The 19,801-nt window shown below is 70.0% G+C and carries 17 protein-coding genes; 7 read left to right on the forward strand and 10 right to left on the reverse strand.

Translation table 11 applies throughout. The features are described from left to right. Positions 1-119: 119 nt before the first annotated feature. Positions 120-755 (reverse strand): O-methyltransferase, encoded by a 636-nt coding sequence (locus ABTX24_RS02720; RefSeq protein WP_160024760.1) that lies wholly within the window; start codon positions 753-755, stop codon positions 120-122. Between the two features lie 178 nt (positions 756-933). Here ABTX24_RS02720 and sigE point away from each other — a divergent pair, with 178 nt between their 5' ends. The 3 genes from sigE to ABTX24_RS02735 all read left to right on the forward strand — a co-directional run bounded on the left by sigE (position 934) and on the right by ABTX24_RS02735 (position 3,462). Further along, positions 934-1,530 carry an RNA polymerase sigma factor SigE gene (gene sigE / locus ABTX24_RS02725; protein WP_201451088.1) on the forward strand — a complete coding sequence of 199 codons (597 nt, stop codon included), beginning with the start codon at positions 934-936 and terminating at the stop codon, positions 1,528-1,530. Further along, complete coding sequence (locus tag ABTX24_RS02730; protein WP_160024758.1) at positions 1,527-1,994, forward strand: anti-sigma factor; 468 nt, start codon at positions 1,527-1,529, stop codon at positions 1,992-1,994. The genes sigE and ABTX24_RS02730 overlap by 4 nt, the downstream gene beginning before the upstream one ends. A 70-nt stretch (positions 1,995-2,064) precedes the next feature. Then, complete coding sequence (locus ABTX24_RS02735; RefSeq protein WP_350837269.1) at positions 2,065-3,462, forward strand: S1C family serine protease; 1,398 nt, start codon at positions 2,065-2,067, stop codon at positions 3,460-3,462. Here ABTX24_RS02735 and ABTX24_RS02740 read toward each other — a convergent pair. Together ABTX24_RS02740 and ABTX24_RS02745 are read right to left on the reverse strand one after the other, a co-directional pair. Continuing rightward, complete coding sequence (locus ABTX24_RS02740) at positions 3,459-4,367, reverse strand: LLM class flavin-dependent oxidoreductase (protein WP_350837271.1); 909 nt, start codon at positions 4,365-4,367, stop codon at positions 3,459-3,461. The two genes, ABTX24_RS02735 and ABTX24_RS02740, sit on opposite strands and share 4 nt — an antisense overlap. Continuing rightward, positions 4,364-6,250 (reverse strand): FAD-binding protein, encoded by a 1,887-nt coding sequence (locus ABTX24_RS02745; protein ID WP_350837273.1) that lies wholly within the window; start codon positions 6,248-6,250, stop codon positions 4,364-4,366. Before ABTX24_RS02745 ends, ABTX24_RS02740 begins: the two co-directional genes overlap by 4 nt. 82 nt (positions 6,251-6,332) lie before the next feature. On the opposite strand from ABTX24_RS02745, the gene ABTX24_RS02750 reads away from it, so the two are divergent. Beyond that, positions 6,333-6,821, forward strand: a complete 489-nt coding sequence (locus ABTX24_RS02750; protein WP_350837275.1) for a MarR family winged helix-turn-helix transcriptional regulator — start codon at positions 6,333-6,335, stop codon at positions 6,819-6,821. A gap of 91 nt (positions 6,822-6,912) precedes the next feature. On the opposite strand, the gene ABTX24_RS02755 is transcribed toward ABTX24_RS02750, so the two are convergent. From ABTX24_RS02755 to ABTX24_RS02765, 3 genes are all read right to left on the reverse strand, one after another. Continuing rightward, positions 6,913-7,173 (reverse strand): helix-turn-helix domain-containing protein, encoded by a 261-nt coding sequence (locus ABTX24_RS02755; RefSeq protein WP_091049065.1) that lies wholly within the window; start codon positions 7,171-7,173, stop codon positions 6,913-6,915. 123 nt (positions 7,174-7,296) lie between these two features. Next, positions 7,297-8,625, reverse strand: a complete 1,329-nt coding sequence (locus ABTX24_RS02760; RefSeq protein ID WP_350837277.1) for a hypothetical protein — start codon at positions 8,623-8,625, stop codon at positions 7,297-7,299. Then, complete coding sequence (locus ABTX24_RS02765; protein ID WP_160024752.1) at positions 8,622-8,996, reverse strand: hypothetical protein; 375 nt, start codon at positions 8,994-8,996, stop codon at positions 8,622-8,624. The genes ABTX24_RS02760 and ABTX24_RS02765 overlap by 4 nt, the downstream gene beginning before the upstream one ends. A 92-nt stretch (positions 8,997-9,088) precedes the next feature. Here ABTX24_RS02765 and ABTX24_RS02770 point away from each other — a divergent pair, with 92 nt between their 5' ends. Together ABTX24_RS02770 and ABTX24_RS02775 are read left to right on the forward strand one after the other, a co-directional pair. Continuing rightward, a complete protein-coding gene (locus ABTX24_RS02770) occupies positions 9,089-10,543 on the forward strand; it encodes a wax ester/triacylglycerol synthase family O-acyltransferase (RefSeq protein ID WP_350837279.1) in 1,455 nt (484 codons plus the stop codon). Between the two features lie 15 nt (positions 10,544-10,558). Then, positions 10,559-10,903, forward strand: a complete 345-nt coding sequence (locus ABTX24_RS02775) for a DUF6912 family protein (protein WP_160024751.1) — start codon at positions 10,559-10,561, stop codon at positions 10,901-10,903. A 1-nt stretch (position 10,904) separates the two neighbouring features. On the opposite strand, the gene ABTX24_RS02780 is transcribed toward ABTX24_RS02775, so the two are convergent. The 3 genes from ABTX24_RS02780 to ABTX24_RS02790 all read right to left on the reverse strand — a co-directional run bounded on the left by ABTX24_RS02780 (position 10,905) and on the right by ABTX24_RS02790 (position 13,623). Further along, positions 10,905-12,497, reverse strand: coding sequence for a lysyl oxidase family protein (locus ABTX24_RS02780; RefSeq protein ID WP_160024750.1), 1,593 nt, complete (start codon positions 12,495-12,497; stop codon positions 10,905-10,907). A 124-nt stretch (positions 12,498-12,621) separates the two neighbouring features. After that, positions 12,622-13,098 carry a DUF2505 domain-containing protein gene (locus ABTX24_RS02785; protein ID WP_160024749.1) on the reverse strand — a complete coding sequence of 159 codons (477 nt, stop codon included), beginning with the start codon at positions 13,096-13,098 and terminating at the stop codon, positions 12,622-12,624. Positions 13,099-13,149: 51 nt separating this feature from the next. Continuing rightward, positions 13,150-13,623 (reverse strand): DUF2505 domain-containing protein, encoded by a 474-nt coding sequence (locus ABTX24_RS02790; RefSeq protein ID WP_160024748.1) that lies wholly within the window; start codon positions 13,621-13,623, stop codon positions 13,150-13,152. 184 nt (positions 13,624-13,807) lie between these two features. Here ABTX24_RS02790 and ABTX24_RS02795 point away from each other — a divergent pair, with 184 nt between their 5' ends. Beyond that, complete coding sequence (locus ABTX24_RS02795) at positions 13,808-17,758, forward strand: NAD-glutamate dehydrogenase (RefSeq protein ID WP_350837280.1); 3,951 nt, start codon at positions 13,808-13,810, stop codon at positions 17,756-17,758. Here ABTX24_RS02795 and ABTX24_RS02800 read toward each other — a convergent pair. After that, a complete protein-coding gene (locus ABTX24_RS02800; RefSeq protein ID WP_160024746.1) occupies positions 17,718-19,775 on the reverse strand; it encodes an MSCRAMM family protein in 2,058 nt (685 codons plus the stop codon). The two genes, ABTX24_RS02795 and ABTX24_RS02800, sit on opposite strands and share 41 nt — an antisense overlap. Between the last annotated feature and the right edge of the window lie 26 nt (positions 19,776-19,801).

Genomic DNA, 19,801 nt, shown 5'->3' on the forward strand with positions numbered 1-19,801 from the left:
GATTCTGTTGCTCTGCGGTGGCGACAAGTCGACGCAGAGCGAGGACATCGCGGTCGCGCATTTCCTGGCTGACGAGTGGCATGCAGATGCCATCTCGGCCGACGTACGTGACGTTTCGGCTAGATCTTCCGGGCGAGCAGGAGGCCGTCGCCCACCGGGAGGAGCAGGGGGATGAGGCCGTCGTTGTCGGCGACCTGCTGGTTGAGCTCGCGGATGGTGGCGGTCTCCTCGTCGCGTACGGACGGGTCCGCCACGCGGTCGTGCCACAGCGCGTTGTCGAAGGCGACGACGCCGCCGGGACGGAGCAGGCGGAGCGCTTCCTTGAGGTAGGCCGAGTATTCGGTCTTGTCGCCGTCGACGAAGACCAGGTCGTAGTGGTTGTCCGTGAGCCGGGGGAGTACGTCGAGGGCGGCGCCGGCGATGCACCGCGCCTGCCGCTGGCCGAAACCGGCCTCGGTGAAGCTCTGCCGGGCCAGCCGCTGGTGCTCGGTCTCGATGTCGACGGTGGTCAGGACCCCCTCGGGGCGCATCCCGCGCAGCAGCCACAGCCCCGAGACACCGGTGCCGGTGCCGACCTCGACGACGTTCTTCGCATCCAGGACGGAGGCGAGGAAGCGCAGCGCCGCACCGCCGCCCGGCCCGATGGGTGCGACTCCGACCTCCTCGGCCCGGGATCGGGCGGCTGCGAGGAGGTCGTCCTCCGCGACGAACTCGTCGGCGTAGGTCCAACTTGCGGTCGAGACAGGGCTGGTCACACCGCAAAACCTAACCTGTTTCGCGTAACGGTGCGGGAACGCCTGATCCAACTTGTGCGTTGGAAGAGCACAGGAAGAGGAAAAATAGGAGCCTCACAGGCAACTCTCAGCCCTTCCGGTCCTAGGCGATCTACCGTAGGAGATGTCAGCGATCAGCGAGACAGACGACAGGAGCACCATGACCGCGGAGCCCATGCAGACCCCGACCGAAGAGCCGGGTGTTCCGACGTGGGACGAGATCGTGGAGAAGCACTCCGACCGGGTCTACCGGCTCGCTTACCGTCTCACCGGCAACCGCCACGACGCGGAGGACCTCACCCAAGAGGTCTTCGTGCGCGTCTTCCGCTCTCTCGACACCTACAGCCCCGGCACCTTCGAGGGCTGGCTGCACCGGATCACCACCAACCTCTTCCTCGACCAGGCCCGTCGTAAGCAGCGGATCCGCTTCGATGCCCTCTCCGACGAGCGCGCCTCGCGCTTGACGAGCAGCGGCCCGACGCCGGACGTGGCCTACACCGACCAGCGCTTCGATGACGACATCGAGCGAGCGCTGGCCACGCTGCCGCCCGACTTCCGGGCCGCGGTCGTGCTCTGTGACGTGGAGGGGCTCTCCTACGAGGAGATCTCCGAGATCCTCGGTGCCAAGCTCGGCACCGTCCGCTCGCGTATCCACCGCGGCCGGGCGATGCTCCGTGACAACCTCGCCCACCGCGCCCCGCGCGGCGGACGACTGCGTCACTCCGGGCCCAAGGTGTTGTGGGGCGGGGCTTCATGAGTCTTCTGGGCAACCACCTCGGCGCGCGCATCAGCGCCCTTCTCGACGGACAGCTCCCCGCAGCAGACGAGGAGCGGGCCTGGGCGCACGTGCACGAGTGCTGCGCCTGCCGCCGCGCGGTGGAGCGCGAGGGCTGGCTCAAGCGACGCCTGGCCGGTCTCAGCGTCGACCCGGGCGTCACCGCACCAGCCGACCTCAAGGGCTCGCTCCGCGGAGGTGTCCTGGCCGCCTCGATGTGGCCCGCCGACGACCTCGACGAGACCTACTCCGACCCCCGGTCGATGCGGCGTACGTTGGTGATGGTCGCCGCCGGTGGCGGTGCTGTCGGTGCCGCTGTCTTCGGCATGTTCGCCTTCGCCGCCGCGCCGGCCGACGCGCCGGTTCCCAGGAATCTTCCGGTCACCGCGGTCACCCAGGTGCCGGGCACTCCGGGCGCCCCCGTCGTCGCCCACGTACGCCGCTGAGCATCGGCCTGGCGACCCGACACGAGACCCGGGCTGCCCATTGTTGGGGCGAGTGGGAAGAATGGGTGTCGTGACGCAGGAACCACAAGACGACCAGTCGCGGCCGATCTCCCGTTGGGCACCACCGTCCGACGTGCCCCCGGCCGGGCAGTCGTCCCCCGACGACCTTGTCGACGACGAGCGGGACACGGCCGAGGTGCCGTTGCCGGGTATGCCGAGACCTGCCGTGGAGCCGGTTCCGGCCGCCGACACCGCTCCGCTGCCGCCGATGGTGCCGCCGCCACCGCCGGGCGGTTCCCTGCCCGGGTTCGACAGTCCGCCCGCGCCGCCACCGTCCTCACCCCGGACCGACTCCTCGCAGCGCCGCCGTGTCCCCGGCCCGATCTGGGCGCTCGCGGCCGCCGTCGCGTTCCTGCTCGGCGTGCTGGGCGGCTATGCCGGCGGCGTACTCGAGGACCAGGACGACATGTCCAGCCTGGCCGGCGGTGGGCTCGAGCCAGGCTCGATCGAGACCGACGCGCCCCTCGAGGGTGACGACGCCAGCATCGTGAAGGTGGCCGCGACGCTGCTGCCCTCGACGGTCCAGATCTTTGCCGAGTACCAGGGCGTCGAGGACGCCGCGACCGGCTCCGGCTTCGTCTTCGACCGGAACGGCCATGTGGTGACCAACAACCACGTGGTCGCCGACGCCGCCAAGGCGAAGGGCAGCATCGAGGTGGTCGACCACAAGGGCCGCCGTTACAAGGCCGACGTGGTCGGGCGCAGCGCGGTCTACGACCTCGCGGTCCTCGACGTTCCCGAGGTCAAGGAGCTCGAGCCGGCCTCGCTCGGCAGCACGTCACGGCTGAGGATCGGTGAGGGCGTCGTCGCCATCGGGTCGCCGCTCGGCCTCAGCTCCACGGTGACCTCGGGCATCGTCAGTGCGCTCCAGCGCCCGGTGAGCACCGGGCAGACCGAGGACGACACCTCCTACATCAACGCCGTCCAGACCGACGCGGCGATCAACCCCGGCAACTCCGGCGGTCCGCTGGTCAACCTCGTCGGCCAGGTGATCGGGGTCAACTCGGCCATCGCGACCGCCGGCGGGGGAGAGGGCGGAGAGGGCGGCAGCATCGGCGTCGGCTTCGCGATCCCGATCGACCAGGTCAAGGTGACCGCCGCGCAGATCCTGAAGACCGGCAAGGCGACCTACCCGATCGTCGGCGCCTCCGTCGACGTGCAGGCCGCCGACCACAACGGAGCGCTGATCTCGGTGGTCGACGCCGGCTCGCCGGCCGCCGCCGGTGGGCTCAAGGACGGCGACCGGGTCACCAAGGTCGGAGACGTCACCGTCACCGATGGGATCGGCATGATCGTCGCCATCCGTGCCCACCAGCCCGGGGAGACGGTCGAGTTCACGGTGATGCGCAACGGCGCCCGCCACGAGCTCAAGATCAAGCTCGAGGCCCAGACCGAGAACCTCGCCTAGACATCGACACCACGCTCCGCCGCGACCAGCTCCCGCACAGCCGGGGCGATCTCGGCGCCGAGGCGCTCGGTGATGGCAGGGTCGTCGCCTCCGATGAGGTACGCGGAGAAGCCGTGCTCCAGGGTGAGTCCGGCCAGATCCTCGACCCACTGGTCCACCGGTCCGTCGAGCAGCCCGCGGCTGGCCGGCTGGAGGGAGACGTTCATGATGTTGAGAAGACGGCGTACGTCGCCGGGCGAGCGGCCCGCTGAGACGGCCGCCTCGTCGATGCGCTCGTTGAGGCCGGGAACCGCGGCCGGACCACCCTCGATGTACTCCATCGTGGGCAGCCACCCATCGGCGTGCGCACCGGTCAGCGCCAGCATCCGGGGCTTGTAGGAGCCGACCCAGATCGGGATGTCGTGGGCAGGGGCGGGGCCCCGCTTGACGCCGTCGGCGACGTAGTAGTCGCCGCGGAAGTGGACGCCGCCGGGGCTGTCGGTGTCCCACACGTCCCGGATGATGCCGATCGCCTCGCGCAGCGCGTCGACCCCCGCGCCGGCGCCGAGCCGGCGACCGCCCATCGCGGCGATCCCGTCCCAGAAGGCCCCGGCGCCGAGTCCGAGCTCGATGCGGCCTCCCGTCAGCCGGTCCAGGGAGGCGACCGCACGGGCGAGCGTCGCGGGCGGGCGCAGCGGCAGGGAGAGGACGTTGCCGGCCAGGTGGATGTGCTCGGTGCGCGCAGCGGCGTACGAGATCAGGGTCCAGGCGTCGAGGAGCGCCGGCTGATAGGGGTGGTCCTGGAAGGTGACCAGGTCCAGTCCGGCTCGGTCGGCGGTGACGGCGAGGTCGACGACGCGTTGCGGCGTCCGTGCGCTGGGGGTGACGAAGGTGCCGAAGAGTAGGTCGTGTCCGTAGTCGCTCATGCTTCCTCCGCCGGGTCGTTGTTCGAGTTGAAGTGTGGTGCGATGTTGAAGTTGTCGCGGAACAGGTTCTGCGGGTCGTAGCGTCGCTTGATCTCCCGCAGCCGATCCAGCGCCCGGTCCCCGAAGGCGTCGGCCAGCCGGCCCGGATCGGTGTCGGTCTCGAAGCTGAGATAGAGACCGTCCAGATGGTTGCGCAAGCCGTCCCAGGCTGCGTCGAGCGCACGCCGGTTCCCGCCGAGACCGGTCACCTGGAAGGCGGCTTCACGATGCGGGAACGCGGTCTCGCCCCGGTCGATCTCGGCGATCGCACCACCCATGGTGCGCAGCTGGAAGAACTGCACACCGCCCGTACGCAGCATGGCGGCCGCGTCGCGCGCGAACTCCGGGGTGAGCGCGGCGATCAGACCCGAGTGCGAGTGCGGCTCCCCATGGCCGTGGTGCCCGTCGCTGCCGACGTCCGGCGCCTGGTTCATGACGTCGGTGTAGCGGGCCAACACCACCTGCTGCTGGACGAGACTGCCGAGGCCGGCGAACGGGTTGAGCCGCTCGATGATGGTCTCGGGGTCGGAGGAGTCGACCAGCCCGTAGAGCTGGATCACCGAACCCCCTGGCTGCGGTGGGCCGGTCACCAGGAACACCGTGGTGTCGCGAGGCGCGGAGGTGGCGATCTCGCCGAAGCGGAGCAGCGCCTCCTCGAGGTCCGGAACGACCAGCATCAGCTGGGCGGAACCGACCTCGGCGACCTCGTGGGCCTGGAGCTCGAAGGCGGTGACCACACCGAAGTTGGCCCCGGCACCGCGTACGCCCCAGAACAGGTCGGGGTTCTCGGTCGCGGTGGCGCGGACCAGCGACCCGTCGGCGAGCACCATCTCGACCGCGATCAGATGGTCGATGGTCAGGCCGTGCTCGCGCGAGAGGAAGCCGATACCGCCCGCGGTCGCCAGACCGCCGACACCGACGCCGCCGTAGTCGCCGGAGCCGATCGCCCAGCCGTACGCGTCGAGGGCCGCGGCCACCTGCTTCCAGGTGGCGCCGGGGCCGATGCGGACCAGGCGCCGCGCCGGGTCGATCACCTCGATCCGGTTCATGGCGCTCAGGTCGATCACGATCCCGCCGTCGTTCGTAGAGCGCCCGCTCACGCCATGGCCGCCGCTGCGGATCCCGAGGGGTAGGTCGGTGTGGCGGCGGGCGAAGCCGATCGCGTCGGACACCTCCGCCGGCGTACGCGGCCGCAGCACCAGGCCTGGGTTTCCGCCGCGCAGATAGGTCGAGCGCACGCTGCGATAGCCCGGGTCGCCCGGCTCCACCGCGCCAGCCGCCAGGGTCGCCGGGATGTCGTCGTAGGCGATCCCCGGCCGGCGCAGCGCGCGCACCGCCGCGGGACGCCGGGGCCTGCCCGAAGCCGGGCCGCCGAGCTCGGCGAGCAGCCCCGCGACCCGGTCGACCTCGGCCTCGGTCGTGGCCGGGACGACCAGCGCACGGCCACCGTGGCCGCTCAGCTCGTCGGAGGTCAGCGAGGTCAGCGAGATCAACGAGGTCAGCGAGTCCGCGGTCGCCCCCGCGGGAGCGACGATCCAGGCGGACGTGTCGGCGAGCAGGCGGGCCCCGGCGAGCTGGTCGAGGTTCTGCCTCGCTTTCTCGGCGACCTGTGGAGACCATCCGTCAGAGGCCGAGGGGTCCGCCGCGCCCGCCGCCTCGATGCCGACGCCGATCTGGATCGCCTTCGTGCTGCCGAGCAGCCAGGTAGCAACGGTCCACGGATCGTCGGCGCCAGGGTCGAGCACGACCAGGTCCAGGCCACCCTCCTCGGCCCGGCGGGCCAGGGAGAGCAGTCGTTCCGGGGCGAGGCCGGGAGCGAGGGCGACGCCCAGTTCGATCGTCATGCACATCCTCCAATACGCGGTGTTGAAGATCGTATGTGAAACAGACGATTGGTTCAACAGCAGGAATTGCTAGGATGTTCCCGTGACCACGAACGCAGACGAGCAGACCGATGCCGACCTCGGATGGAGCCTCGGCACCCTGCTGCGCGGCTACCGGGAGCACGTCAACGCCGCGATCGGTGAGTTCCCGCACGGGCAGCGCGGCTACGAGACGATGTGCGCGGTCGTCCGGGGCGACCAGCCCAGCCAGCTCGCCCTGGCGACCCACCTGGGCATCGATCGCACGGTGATGACCTACCTCGTCGACGACCTGGTCGAGGCCGGACTGGTCGAGCGGCGTGCCAACCCCGCCGACCGTCGCCAGCGCCAGGTGGTCGCGACCGAGGCCGGCGCGGAGGCTGTCGCCGCGCTGTGCCGCCAGGTCGCCGCGGCCGAGGCGGGCGTGCTCTCCGGTCTGGAGCCCGAGGAGCGCGGCATGCTGCGCCAGCTGCTCCGGAAGGCGGCCGGCGCGGCCCCCGCGCACAGCCCGGAAGCCTGTGCGGTGGTCACCGGCGAGGACCCCGAGGCGTGAAAAGACGCGAAGAGCTGCTCGGCAGCATGCCTGGCAGCTCTTCGCGTTGTTGTGGGGAAGGTTTAGTTGTGGGGGTTGAGGTTGCTGTGACTCAAGAAGCGTCCGGCGTGGCAGCGGGCGCGGGCGCCTCGGCCTCGACGAACGGGTGGTCGGCCACAAAGGCCTTGGTCTGCGAGTACATGTCATCGATGAACTTCTCGAGGACGCTGGACTCAACGCGCCACTGGCCGCGTCCGCCGATCTTGATGGCGGGGAGCTCACCACGGCGGACAAGGGCATAGACCTGTGCGCTCGAGGTGTTGAGCACCTCGGCGACGTCGGCAAGAGTCAGGAAGCGGGGGGTACCAGACATAAGGATCAGTCTCCCAGACTCTGCAAGCGGCCGTAAACCATCGCGCCAACCTGTTAGTCCGCATTAGGTACTGTTGCGCTGCTTTGTGGATGCGTGGTGGGTGAACCGTGAAGCAGAGACGCGCTAGGCAGCGAACAGCAGATACAACCCACCAACAGTGAAGCCGACCATCGTGAGCAGAAGCGGGATCTGCCCGGTCACCAGGTGCTGCGGCGGAAGCACCTGGAGCGCCCGGATGTGGGCCGACCAGACCCCCAGCACGTGTCCGATGATCACCGCGGCCACCTTGATGACGGCCAGCAGCGTCGCGTGGAAGGCGAAAAAGTAGGAGACCGGCAGGTCCGCGGTTCCGAACCAGTCGCTTCCGTTTCCGAACGGATCCGAGGCGTTGCGCAGCGTTGCCAGCCCGCTCTCCCAGAAGTAGCTGAGGTAGTGGGCCACCACGTAGCCGACGATGATCGGCACCAGCGATGGCGCCAGCTCGCCGGGCAGCGCCCGGCGCGGCACGTCCCCGACGCCGGTCATCATCGTCCCGGCGCAGTAGAAACCGGCTACGAGCAGCGGGAACGCGATCAGGGCGACGTTGCTGATCAGGTAGGCGGTGCTGCCCGAGATCTCCGGGTTCTGCACGAACTGGAGCCATGGCGGCGACTCCCGGTAGGAGTCGTAGACGATGGTGCCGAAGAGCACCGAGACGACCGCGACCAGCCCTGGCGTCGGACGCAGGGTGTCCAGGTTGCCGAGCGGGGTCCGCAGGACCAGGTTGCCGGCCTGCGTACGTCCCCACACCGACAGCCGCGCGGTCAGCGACGAGTAGACCTCGAACGGGTCGCAGCGCTCCAGGAACTCCTCGCCGAAGAGCACGCCGCCGAGGATCATCACGGCCAGGTAGACGGCCAGCCAGAGACGTACGGGGCCGAGATAGTTGTTCTCGGGGTAGACCAGCTCGAGCCAGGCGAAGGCGAGCAGCGTGAACGCCGCCGGCCAGTAGCCGAGCCGCTCGGGCAGCCGCAGCGGCGGATCGCCGGCACCGCGCAGCCACGTCAGTCCGGCCACGATCGTGCGGGCCGGGCTGATCGCCCGGAAGACCCGCCCGAAGAGCAGGGAGAACGGGACCAGGCCGACCCACAGCCAGACGTACGTCATCCCGAAGATGGGGTTGTTGGCGTTGTCGGAGCCGGCGAAGGCGACCAGCACGAAGTAGGCGAAGATCAGCAGCCCGACGACGCGCCACAGTGCGATCCAGGCGGGGGAGTCGACGACACGCCCGAGACGGGGCACCGGCCATCCGCGTGGATTCCGTACGCCCACCGCCTGACCCTCGGCGGCGCGCTTGGTGGTCAGCACCAGCAGCCCGAAGGAGACGAGGAGGGCGAGGACTGCGCCCGCGATGACGTACTCGAGCGGCAGCGGGAGGTCCTGGCGACCACCCACGCCGTGGGTGAGGATCACTTGACCTCGAGGGTGACGATGGTCTTGCCGAGGGTGTGAGACTCCACCTCGTACTGACCAGGGATGTCGAATGCGCCCAGGCTGATCCGCGTGGTGCCCACGCCGTAAGCGGCGGACTGCTCGGGGTCGGAGTGCACGTGGATCTCGCCGGCGGCGTCGGCGGTCACGTCGAGCTCGACTCCGTGGCCGACGGGGACGTCGATCTGGGTCCCGTGCGGGTCGACCGAGTCACCGGAGAAGTTGATCTCGACGACCACCGGGTCGCTGTCTTTGCTGGGCTCGGTGGCGACGTCGTTTCCGCAGGCTGTCGCGGCGCACGCGATCCCGCAGATTGCTGCCACGACCGCGATGATCCGGGCCGTGAGGCGCATTGCTCCCCCGTTTCGTGGGCTAAGTTCAAGCTGGCGTCTGCCACAATCGCACATGAACCAAAGAGGGGGCTGAGAGGGCATGAGGAGGCAGCGTGAGTGACCGACTTCGGCCACGCGAGGTGGCTTTCCTGGACGGGGAGACGCTGGCGGTGCCGCACCAGGTGGCGAGCATCGAGCTGATCGAGCCCAAGTCCGACGGCTTCGACTACGGCGCGTTCCTCGAGCACGTCGAGGACCGGCTGGCCTTCGTGCCCCGCTACCGCCAACGGGTCCGTGTCGTGCCCGGCCGCATCGCCTACCCCGTCTGGGCGGACGACGACCGTTTCGACCTCACCTACCACGTACGCCGCTCCGCGCTGCCCCGTCCGGGCTCGATGGATCAGCTCCTCGACCTCGCCGGACGGATCGTCTCCCGGCCCCTGGATCGCTCCCGGCCGTTGTGGGAGCTGTACGTCATCGAGGGCCTGGCCGGGGACCGGGTCGCGCTGATCACCAAGACCCACCAGGCGCTGGTGGACGGTGCCGAGACCGTCGACCTGGTCCAGCTGCTCCTCGACGACAAGCCCGAGGTCGGGCCGATCGTGCCGGACCTGTGGGAGCCGCCGGAGCCGCAGTCGAGCGCGCGTCTGGTCGCGGGTGCGGTCTTCGACGCAGTCACCTCGGTCAGCGGCCTGACCGGCACCGCACGCAGCCTGGGCGGCTATGCCCTGGGGCGGGTCACCGGGGTGGCGAAGGATGTCCAGAACGCGGGCGTCGGCATCGCCCGGGCGCTCAGCCGCCGCACGCCGGAGCGGCCGACACCGCTCAACGGGACGCTCTCCCAGCAGCGGCTCGTGGTCACGCTCCAGGCCGACCTGGCCGACTTCCGCCGCATCCGGGACACCCACGGCGGCACCGTCAACGACGTCATCCTGGCTGCCGTCACCGGCGGTCTGCGCGCCTGGCTGATGACCCGGCAGCAGTCCTTGGCCGGCGTACGCCAGGTGCCGGCGCTGGTGCCGGTCTCGGTGATCGACGAGGAGCTCGACCCCACCCAGCTCGGCTCCGCGGTGGCGCCCCACTTCGTGGTGCTCCCGGTCGCGGAGCCGTCGCCGGTGGTCCGTCTCCACCAGGTGTCCTACTCCTTCGAGCAGCACCAGGCGCACGCCCGCACGGTCAGTGCGCAGCGGCTCGCCGGGATCAGCGGCTTCGCCCCGGCGACCTTCCACGTGATCGGCTCCCGGGTGGCCGCGGAGAGCGAGCACGACTACCTGCTCTCGGTGTGCAACGTGCCCGGACCGCAGGAGCCGCGCTATGCCGCCGGCTCCCGGCTGGTCGCCTCCTATCCCATCCACCCGCTGGCCGAGGGGCACACCCTCGCGATCGGGGTGACCTCCTACGACGGGCAGGTCTTCTTCGCGATCACCGCCGACCGCGACCTGGTGCCCGACGCGTCGCTGGTCGGCCAATGCATCAGCGAGGCCCTCGACGAGCTCCTCGACACCGTCTCCGGACGCCGGTTCCGGGCGCCCCGGGGCCTGCGCGTGGTCAAGAACTCCGGCGAGTGAGGCAGAATCCGACCCGTGACCCGCATCTACGTACCCGCCACGCTCGAGCTCCTCGCTGACTGGTACGCCAAGGGCGAGCTGCCCGGCACCGCCGACGGCTACGCGGCCCCCGACGACAGCGAAGAGGCCGAGTACGCCGCCCTGATGAGCGCCGCCGACGACTCGGCGGCGCTCCTGGCAGGTCCCGGGCGCAGGGTCGTGATCGTCGTCGACGCCCCTGCGGCTCTGGGCGATCAGGTGGTTCCGCTCAAGCTGGTCGCCGCGGTCCACGCCGACCTGGCGGATCGCCCGGCCGACGCGGACCCCGACGAGGATCTGGGCTGGTTCGCGACCCAGGAGATCCCCGACCTGATCGGCTAGATCACCGCTCGTTCCACCAGGTCTCGGTGTCGACGCCCTGATACGGCGGGACCTTGACGGTGCGGGCGCCGGCCTTGCCGCCGATGGTGACGGTGCGGTAGCTGACGTTGTTCGACCGGGTCCGCTCGTAGAGGTTGCCGTCGGGGTTGACGGTGACCTTGATCCGGTACGTACCGTTCTTGACCTTGCTCAGGTCGAAGGCCTGGGTCTGGGCCTGGTTGTAGGTGTCACCCCAACCCGTCGGCATGCTCTCCCGCAGCCAGAGTGCGGACTTCTCGCCGCAGGCCGACTCCAGGCCGGTCTGGCTGGGCCGCAGCGTCGCGCCGGGCACGGTCAGGTCCACCGGGTCGGTGGGCGCGAGGCACCAGGACTGCTTGCCGCTGGTCGAGATGACCTTGTCCTTGGCGTCGACCAGTTCGTACTTGGCGAAGTCGAGGAAGTGCCAGTGGTTGTGCTCGGGAGCCTCGTGGAACTCCATGGTGCCGGTCTTCTTGACCCCGACCTGCTTACCGTCGCGGTAGAACATCTGGTAGGCGTCCATGACCGGCGCGGTGCCGCGGCGGAAGCCCTCCACGATCATCGGCGCGGGGCCGGCGTTCCACTCGTTGGCGGCGAAGTTGAGGCGGTCGGTGCCGCCTTCGTCTACCTCGGTCGAGATCTGCCAGGCGGGCAGCGAGATGAGGTCGGGCAGGGTGTCCCTCTTGGGCTTGCCCGGCGTGATCTCGCCGCGGGCGCCGCCCAGCGGGAGCCGGCCGCGGCCGTTCTCGCCGCCCTCCAGCGTCTCTCGCGGCACCACGGTGCGGGCGCCCTGGCCGTCGTCGGCTCCGTGGGCCGCCATGGCGCCCATGCCGACGCCTCCCTCGCCGCCTTCCCCTTCGCAGTTGCCGTCGGGGCACTGGTCGACGATGACCAGGTTCTGCTTGGCGGTGCGGTTGGACGTCGACAGCCCGAGGAAGTCGGCGACCGGTTTGTCGATGCTCATCGTCATGACGAGCTCGGTCTCGCCCTTGGTCTGGAAGCCGAGGTCGGAGACGGTCGGGACCGCCATGCCGCGCTCGATGCCGTACAGGACGCCCTTGGTGAACCAGTTGCCGCCGCAGAACTCGGGGTAGACCGGGCCGGTGGCGCCGTCGGTCTGCACCCGCTGCCGGTCATAGCCGCCGGGGCAGAGCGGGCGCTTCTCGTCGAGGATCACCTTGCCGGACTTGCTCTTCAGGGTGACCCGGAGCCCGTTCTTGAAGCCCTTCATGCCGTCGACGATCGCGGCCGGCGCGGTCGTGGTGGTGCGCTTCTTGCCCCGGATGACGGTCTTGGTCAGCTTGACCGGTTTGTCATAGGCCGACTGCGTCGCGCGGAACTCGAAGCCTGCGTCGTAGGCGGCCAGCCAGACCGACGGCTGGACGTACGCCTCCCCGCCCCAGGCCTCGACCTCGACGGTGTCCGAGGCGGCCACGAGCTTGAGTGCTCCCTTGCCGGTGCTGCCGCTCGCGGGACCGGAGTTCGCCGTCACCGTCGTCGTGACGACGAGTGCGGCTGCCACCAGCCCGATGCCGGCCGAGACCAGCTGCCGAGTGCGAGTACGAGGTTTGACCATCGAGATGCCCCTCCAGTGTGTGGCCCGAATCCCTCCTGATCCGGGGCCCGAGTACCGGCAACTTATTGCCAGCCACCTATTGGGACGGTTAACTTTTCGATCCGGTTGCATCGGATCGAGAGAATCACCGAGAGAGGTACGCCGCTCCGACCGCCTGCTCGAGGTCGAAGGCCTTGAGCATCAGCTCCTCGACGTACTCCTCGAGCTTGGCGCCGACCAGCGGCACGGGCACCTTGATGTTCAGCCGCACGCTCTCGGTGGTGCGCCCGTCGGACTCGGACAGCGAGATGTTGCCGCGCAGGGTGGCCAGGCCGCCGGGGACGGTGATGTCGACGACGGCGACGGTGTCAGAGGACCAGACCTCGTTCTGATGGACGGTGAGGTCGCCGGAGACGATGCGCTTCGCGAAGGAGGGTACGCCGACGGTCGACTGCACCCGGTCGATCCGGACCTCCCGCGGCGCACCGCCGATGGTCACCCGGCGACGGAGCGCTCCCTGGGCGTCGGCGACCCGCTCGCGGAAGCCCGGATCAGCGAGCATCGCGGACACCTCGCCCATGCGGGCGTCGTAGACGAGCTCGTGCTGAAGGGTCGTCGTCATTGCCGAATCCTTTGGGGCTCTTCTGCGGGTTGGGATGGGGGATGAGGAGGCTCAGGCGGCGAGCCAGCGGGTGCCTACCTCATGCTCCTTCTCGAGTGCCTTCTTGAAGATCGAGAGGATGAGATCCTCCAGCTTTCCGCTGACCAGGGGCACATTCACGGTAGCGGTCAGGGTGACCGTCTCGATGGTCTTCGTGCCGTTCTCAGCCAGCCGTGCGATGCCGGAGAGCGAGCCCGGCTTGCCCGGAAGCGTGACCTTGAGGTCGCCGGAGGTGAAGTCGCCCGACCAGATCTCGTCCTGGTGCACCTCGATGGTGTCGCCGACGAACTTCTTCGCGAACCCGGGCACTCCGCTGACCGCCTGGGCGTAGCGGATGCTCACCGTCGAACCGGTGATCGCCACGCTCTTGGACAGCGCGTGCTGGGCGTCGCAGACCTGCTCGCGGAACGCCGCGTCGGAGAGCATCCCCGAGACGGCTGCGATCGGCGCGTCGTAGGCCAGGTCGATCGACAGCTTCTTGCTCATAACCACACATCATGACGCCTAGTGCGGTCAGAGTCATCAACAGAGCCGCCGAGAGAACGGACACATTCCAGGAGTATGCTCTTTACCCCCAGGGTGCTGAGAGGTCGTCAGCCTATGACTCACATCGGCGATTCCTTCGGATCCAGCCGCCTACTCAGAGCCCTCGCGGGATACCGTGACTGGTGTGTCAACGGAGACGCATATCAAACCTGTCCAAGCTCAGCAGAACGTCCTGCAGAACCGCCTGCCGAGCACCACCTACTTCCGCCACGTAGCCCCTGAGGAGCTCACCGGCCGCAGCGAGGCTGATCTCGCCGGCGCGGTGGGATCGCATCTGGCGCTGGCAGCGAACCGCCCGCAGGGCACCGCCGCCGTGCGCATCCTCACCCCGACCACCGCCGCAGACGGTTGGTCCGCCGGAGGCCGCAGCGTCGTCGAGATCGTCGTCGACGACATGCCCTACCTCGTGGACTCGGTCAAGACCGAGCTCTACCGTCGTGGCCTCGACGTACATCTCGTCGTCCACCCCGTCATCGACGTCGCCCGTGACGTGACCGGTGCGCTCGAGGGGGTGAACGAAGGCGACATCAGCGAGTCGTGGATGCACATCGAGATCGACCGTCTCGCGCCCGACGCCGCCAAGGAGATCGTCTCGGGCCTCGAGGGAGTCCTCGAGGACGTACGCGAGGTCGTCGAGGACGAGCCGAGGCTGCACCGCCGGCTGGCGGAGATCGCGGCCGGCCTGCGCTACACCCCGCCCAACAGCGTGCCGCGCGAGGAGGCCTCCGAGGCCGCCGAGCTGCTGGCCTGGCTGGCCGAGGACCACTTCCTGCTGACCGGCTACCGCGAGTACCGCCTCGACGGCGACTACCTGCGCGGTCGCTCCGGCACCGGCCTGGGCATCCTGCGCGCCGACCCGCCGCAGGCACCCGACCACGGCAAGATGCCGCCCAAGGTCGCCGCCCACGCCCGCGACAAGGTCATGCTCGTCCTGGCCAAGGCCAACTCACGCTCGACCGTCGGGGAGCCCGCCTACCTCGACCACGTCGGCATCAAGATCTTCAACGGCGCCGGCGAGGTGATCGGCGAGCACCGCTTCCTCGGCCTCTTCACCACGAAGGCGGCCCGGCAGTCGGTGACCCGGATCCCGGTCGTACGCGGCAAGGTCGCCGCGGTCCTCGACCACACCGGCTACGACGCCCGCAGCCACACCGGCAAGGCGATGCTCGACGCGATGGAGTCCTACCCCCGCGAGGAGCTGTTCCACGCCTCCACCGAGGAGCTGATGGACCTCGCCGAGGCCGCGCTGGGAGCGATCGAGCGTCGCATCCTGCGGGTGGCCGTCCGGCCCGACACGTACGGGCGCTATGTCTCGGTGCTCGTGTCGCTGCCGCGTGACCGCTACAACACGACGGTCCGCGAGCGGTTCTCGAAGGTGCTTCTCGACGCGCTCGGCGGCACCGACCTGGAGTTCACCGTACGCATCAGCGAGTCGACCACCGCCCGGGTGCACTTCGTGGTCCACGGCACCACCGAGTCGCTGGGGAAGGCCCTGGACACCCCGGGGCTGGTCGACAGCCTCGAGTCGCGGCTGCGCAAGGCCGCGCGGAGCTGGCGCGACGACCTGGTCAGCGCGGTCATCGCCCATGCGGGCGAGGACGGCGCCGCCCGGCTCGCGCACGTGCTCGACGCCTTCCCGGAGGCGTACAAGGAGGACTTCGACGCCGACACCGGCGCCGCCGACCTGACCCGGCTCGAGATGCTCTCGCACCAGGGCGAGGCGGTCGACTTCTCCTTCTACAAGGACCCGGAGAGCCCTGGCGGTTTCCGGATCAAGATCTTCCGCACCGGTGGCCCGCTCTCGCTGTCCCTGATGCTCCCGATCCTGTCCTCGTTCGGCTTTGAGGTCACCGACGAGCGGCCCTACGACCTCGAGGGCGTCGGCACGTCCGGGTCGGAGGAGTGGTTCATCTACGACTTCGGGCTCGCCTACCCCGGCACCCCGGTCGGCACGCCCACCCAGCTGGTCGCCGCGCTGCACCAGGCCTGGTCCGGTCGCAGCGAGATCGACGGTCTGAACGCGCTCGTCCTCGCGGGACTCGACCACGGTCAGGTCACCATGCTGCGTGCCTATGGCCGCTACCTGCGCCAGGCCGGCACTCCGAGCTCGTTCTTCTCGATCGGCAACGCGCTGTGCACCAACCCGGGCATCGCCCGGCAGATCGTGGAGCTGTTCGAGACCCGTTTCGACCCCACGCTCACCACGCGTGACGAGACGAAGCGGGCCGAGGCGATCATCGAGGCCCTCGACGACGTGGCGAGCCTGGACCAGGACCGGATCCTGCGCAGCTACGTCACCGCGATCCTGGCGACGACGCGGACCAACTACTACCGCGGGCGCAGCTACCTCGCGTTCAAGTTCGACCCGCAGCAGCTGCCCGACCTGCCGCTGCCGCGGCCGGCGTACGAGATCTTCGTCTACTCGCCCGACGTCGAGGGCGTGCACCTGCGCTTCGACGCCGTGGCCCGTGGTGGGCTGCGGTGGAGCGACCGGCGCGACGACTTCCGCACCGAGGTGCTCGGGCTGGCGAAGGCGCAGCAGGTCAAGAACACCGTGATCGTGCCGGGCGGCGCGAAGGGTGGCTTCGTCCCCAAGGGCGTGGCCGGTCCGGACGCGTACGTCACGTTCCTGCGTGGTCTCCTCGACGTCACCGACAACCGGGTGGACGGTGAGATCGTGCCGCCGCCCGACGTGGTGCGCCACGACGCCGACGACTCCTACCTCGTCGTCGCCGCCGACAAGGGCACCGCGACGTTCTCCGACCTGGCCAACTCGGTCGCGGCGGAGTACGACTTCTGGCTCGGCGACGCGTTCGCCTCCGGCGGCTCGGCGGGCTACGACCACAAGGCCATGGGCATCACCTCCCGTGGCGCCTGGGTCTCGGTGCAGCACCACTTCAAGCGGCTCGGCATCGACCCCCAGACCGATGAGATCACCGCGGTCGGCGTCGGGGACATGTCCGGTGACGTCTTCGGCAACGGCATGCTGCGCTCGGACCGCATCCGGCTCGTGGCCGCCTTCGACCACCGGCACATCTTCATCGACCCCACGCCCGACGCGGCGGTGGGCTTCCAGGAGCGGAAGCGGCTCTTCGAGATGCCCCGGTCGACCTGGGAGTCCTACGACACCTCACTGATCTCGGCGGGCGGCGGCGTGTGGTCGCGGCAGCTGAAGTGGGTGCCGATCAGCCCCGAGGTGCGGCAGGCGCTCGGTCTGGCGACCGACGTCAAGCGGCTCACGCCGCAGGAGCTGATCAGCGCGATCCTGCGGGCGCCGGTCGACCTGCTGTGGAACGGTGGGATCGGGACGTACGTCAAGGCGTCCAGCGAGACCGACGCCGACGCCGGTGACCACGCCAACGACGGGGTCCGCGTGGACGCCGCCGAGCTGCGGGTGCGGGTCGTCGGTGAGGGCGGCAACCTGGGCATCACCCAGGCCGGCCGCGTCGAGTTCGCCCGCAAGGGTGGGCTGATCAACACCGACGCGATCGACAACTCCGCCGGTGTCGACACCTCCGACCACGAGGTCAACCTCAAGATCCTGCTGGACCGTGAGGTACGCGCGGGCTCGCTGACGCTGGCCGCGCGTGACGAGCTCCTCGAGGAGATGACCGACGAGGTCGCCGCGCTGGTGCTGGCCGACAACGAGGCCCACAACGTGACCCTGACCCGTGCGGTGGCCTCGGCCCCGCAGCTCCTGGAGGCTCACGAGCGCCAGATCGCGGAGTGGGTCACGGCAGGCCTGCTCGACCGCGACGTGGAGGGCCTGCCCTCCTCGACCGAGGTCGCGCGCCGTTTGGAGGCGGGGGAGGGGCTCACCGCCCCCGAGCTCGCCGTCGTGCTCGCCTGGACCAAGATCGAACGCCGGCGCGAGCTGGTCGCCAAGGGCGTCCCCGACCCGGCCGCGGACCCGGAGATGACGGAGCGCCTGGTGGCGTACTTCCCGACCGCGATCCGCGAGCGGTTCCCCGAGGCCATCGTGGATCACCCGCTGCGGTGGGAGATCTGGGCGACCTCGGCGGTCAACGAGGAGGTCAACCTCGCATTCGGGACGCTCGACGCGCAGTCACGGTGAGCACCGTGCCGGCGAGCAGGAGCGAGATGCCGAGCGCGGCGAACACCCACGACGGGCCGCCGGTATCCGGCAGCGAGCTCTGAGGTGAGGTCTCCGTCGGCGGTCCCGGGTTCGGGGCCGTCGGCGGATTCTCATTTCCGCCGGGGATCGGCACGTCGGTCGGGTCCGGCGTGGGCGTCGGGTCCGGGGTCGGCGTGGGATCCGGGGTCGGGTCCGGGGTCGGTGTCGGGTCCGGTGTGGGGCTCGGCGAGGGAACCTCGTCGACCCTGAAGTCCTGTCCGCCACGGATCTCGCCGGCCGAGGTGATCGTGACCGTACGCGAGGCCTCGCCGACGACCCGCATCCCATCGGGTGCGGTGACGGTGATGGTGTAGTCGCCCGGCGGGAGACCCTCGACGATGTAGCCGCCCGCGTCGTCGGTGGTGGCGGTGACCGGGCCGTCGGGCCCGTCGACCGTGACGGTGACGCCGGCGACCGGGTCTCCGGTGGAGGCGTCGGTGACCCGGCCCGTGATCGTGCCGGGGCGGGTGAGGTCGAAGTCGACCCCGGTGACGTCGCTCGTGGCCACGGTGACCGGTCGCGTGGTGGCGCCGGTGTATCCCTCGGGTGCGTCGATCTCGGCGGTGTAGTCGCCGGGCGGCACCCCGTCGAGCCGGTAGCTGCCGTCGCCGTCGGTGACGGTGGTGATCGGGTCGCCGCCGCCGGCGGGGACCAGGCGCACCTGGACGCCGCCGAGCCCGCTGCCGCCGCCGGTCACGGTGCCGGAGACGCCGGCCAGCTGGTTGACCACGAAGTCCTGGTCGGTGATGGGGGTGTCGTCGACGGTGATGTCGGAGCGGGTCGTACCGTCGGGGCCCGCGGTGTAGCCCTCGGGCACCGTCAGGGTCACCGAGTAGCCGGTGCCGACCGCGTTGTCGTCGAAGAGATAGCTGCCGTCGGTGCCGGTGGTCGTGGTCGCGGTGGTCCCGTCGGGCCGGGTGAGGGTCACGGTCGCGCCCGGGACCGGAGCGCCGGCGTCGTCGCGTACGGTGCCGCTGATCGCCTGCGGGATCACCTGGCGCACCTCGAAGTCGGCCCGGGAGGCGGGGTCGCCGTCCTCGCCGCGGTTGCTGACGGTCGCCTCGGTCTGCCCGACGATCGCGCATCCGTCGGGCTGGCTGAGCCGGACGGTGTAGCCGTCCTGGGTGGCGAAGTCGCCGAAGGAGTAGGTGCCGTCGGCGGCGGGGCTCGTGGTGGCCAGCGTCTCCCCGTAGGGCGAGACGAGGGTGAGCACCGAGCTCTCGACCGGGCAGGACCCGGAGGTCGACACGTCGGCGACGGTGCCGCCGATCGGCCGCGCCCGGCTGACGAACCAGGTCTGGTAGACCGGGAACCCGGCCCGGCGGGTGAAGACGAAGGTCAGGCTGGTGAGCCGGATGTCGGGCTCGTACCAGCCGCTGGCGCCGTTGGTGTCGGTGGCGGTGGGGTTGCCGGTCAGCGTCGAGGTCGCCGGGTTCCAGGTCGGCTGGTCGGTGCCACCGGCGTAGTTGAACGGCCCCTGGAACCACGAGGAGATCTCCGTGGCCGGGACGTCCTCGCCGTTCTCGTCGGTCGCCTGGACCTGGACCTGGTCGGAGTCGATGTCACCGAGCACGAACGCCCAGCCGGTGTCGGGCGTGGGGTTCGCGAAGGCGTACGTCGTGGTCGAGGCGCCTGTCGGGGTGTCGGCCTTCGGGCGCAGGTTGATGTAGGCCGAGTTGCGGCTAGATCCGTACTTCGCTCCGGGAGGCGTGCTGGCGTCGAGGAACGTGCTCGCGCCGCTGGGAAGGGCGACGTTGGCCCGGGAGTCGCTGGCCATCTGAGCCGCGGGGAAGCCCGCGGACCGCTGGGTCATCGTGGTGGAGTAGTCGTTGGACGTCCCGGAGACGGGCGCCCATTCGGCCCACGAGTCGGTCACGGCGTGAGCCGGTCCCGGGGACATCACCGTGACGAACACGCCGGCCAGAAGTGCCAACGCCAGACAGGCCCGGTTGAACATTGCGAGGGGATCCTTTGCTTCCGAGG

This window comes from Nocardioides sp. NPDC127514 (assembly GCF_040302125.1).
Lineage (GTDB): Bacteria > Actinomycetota > Actinomycetes > Propionibacteriales > Nocardioidaceae > Nocardioides.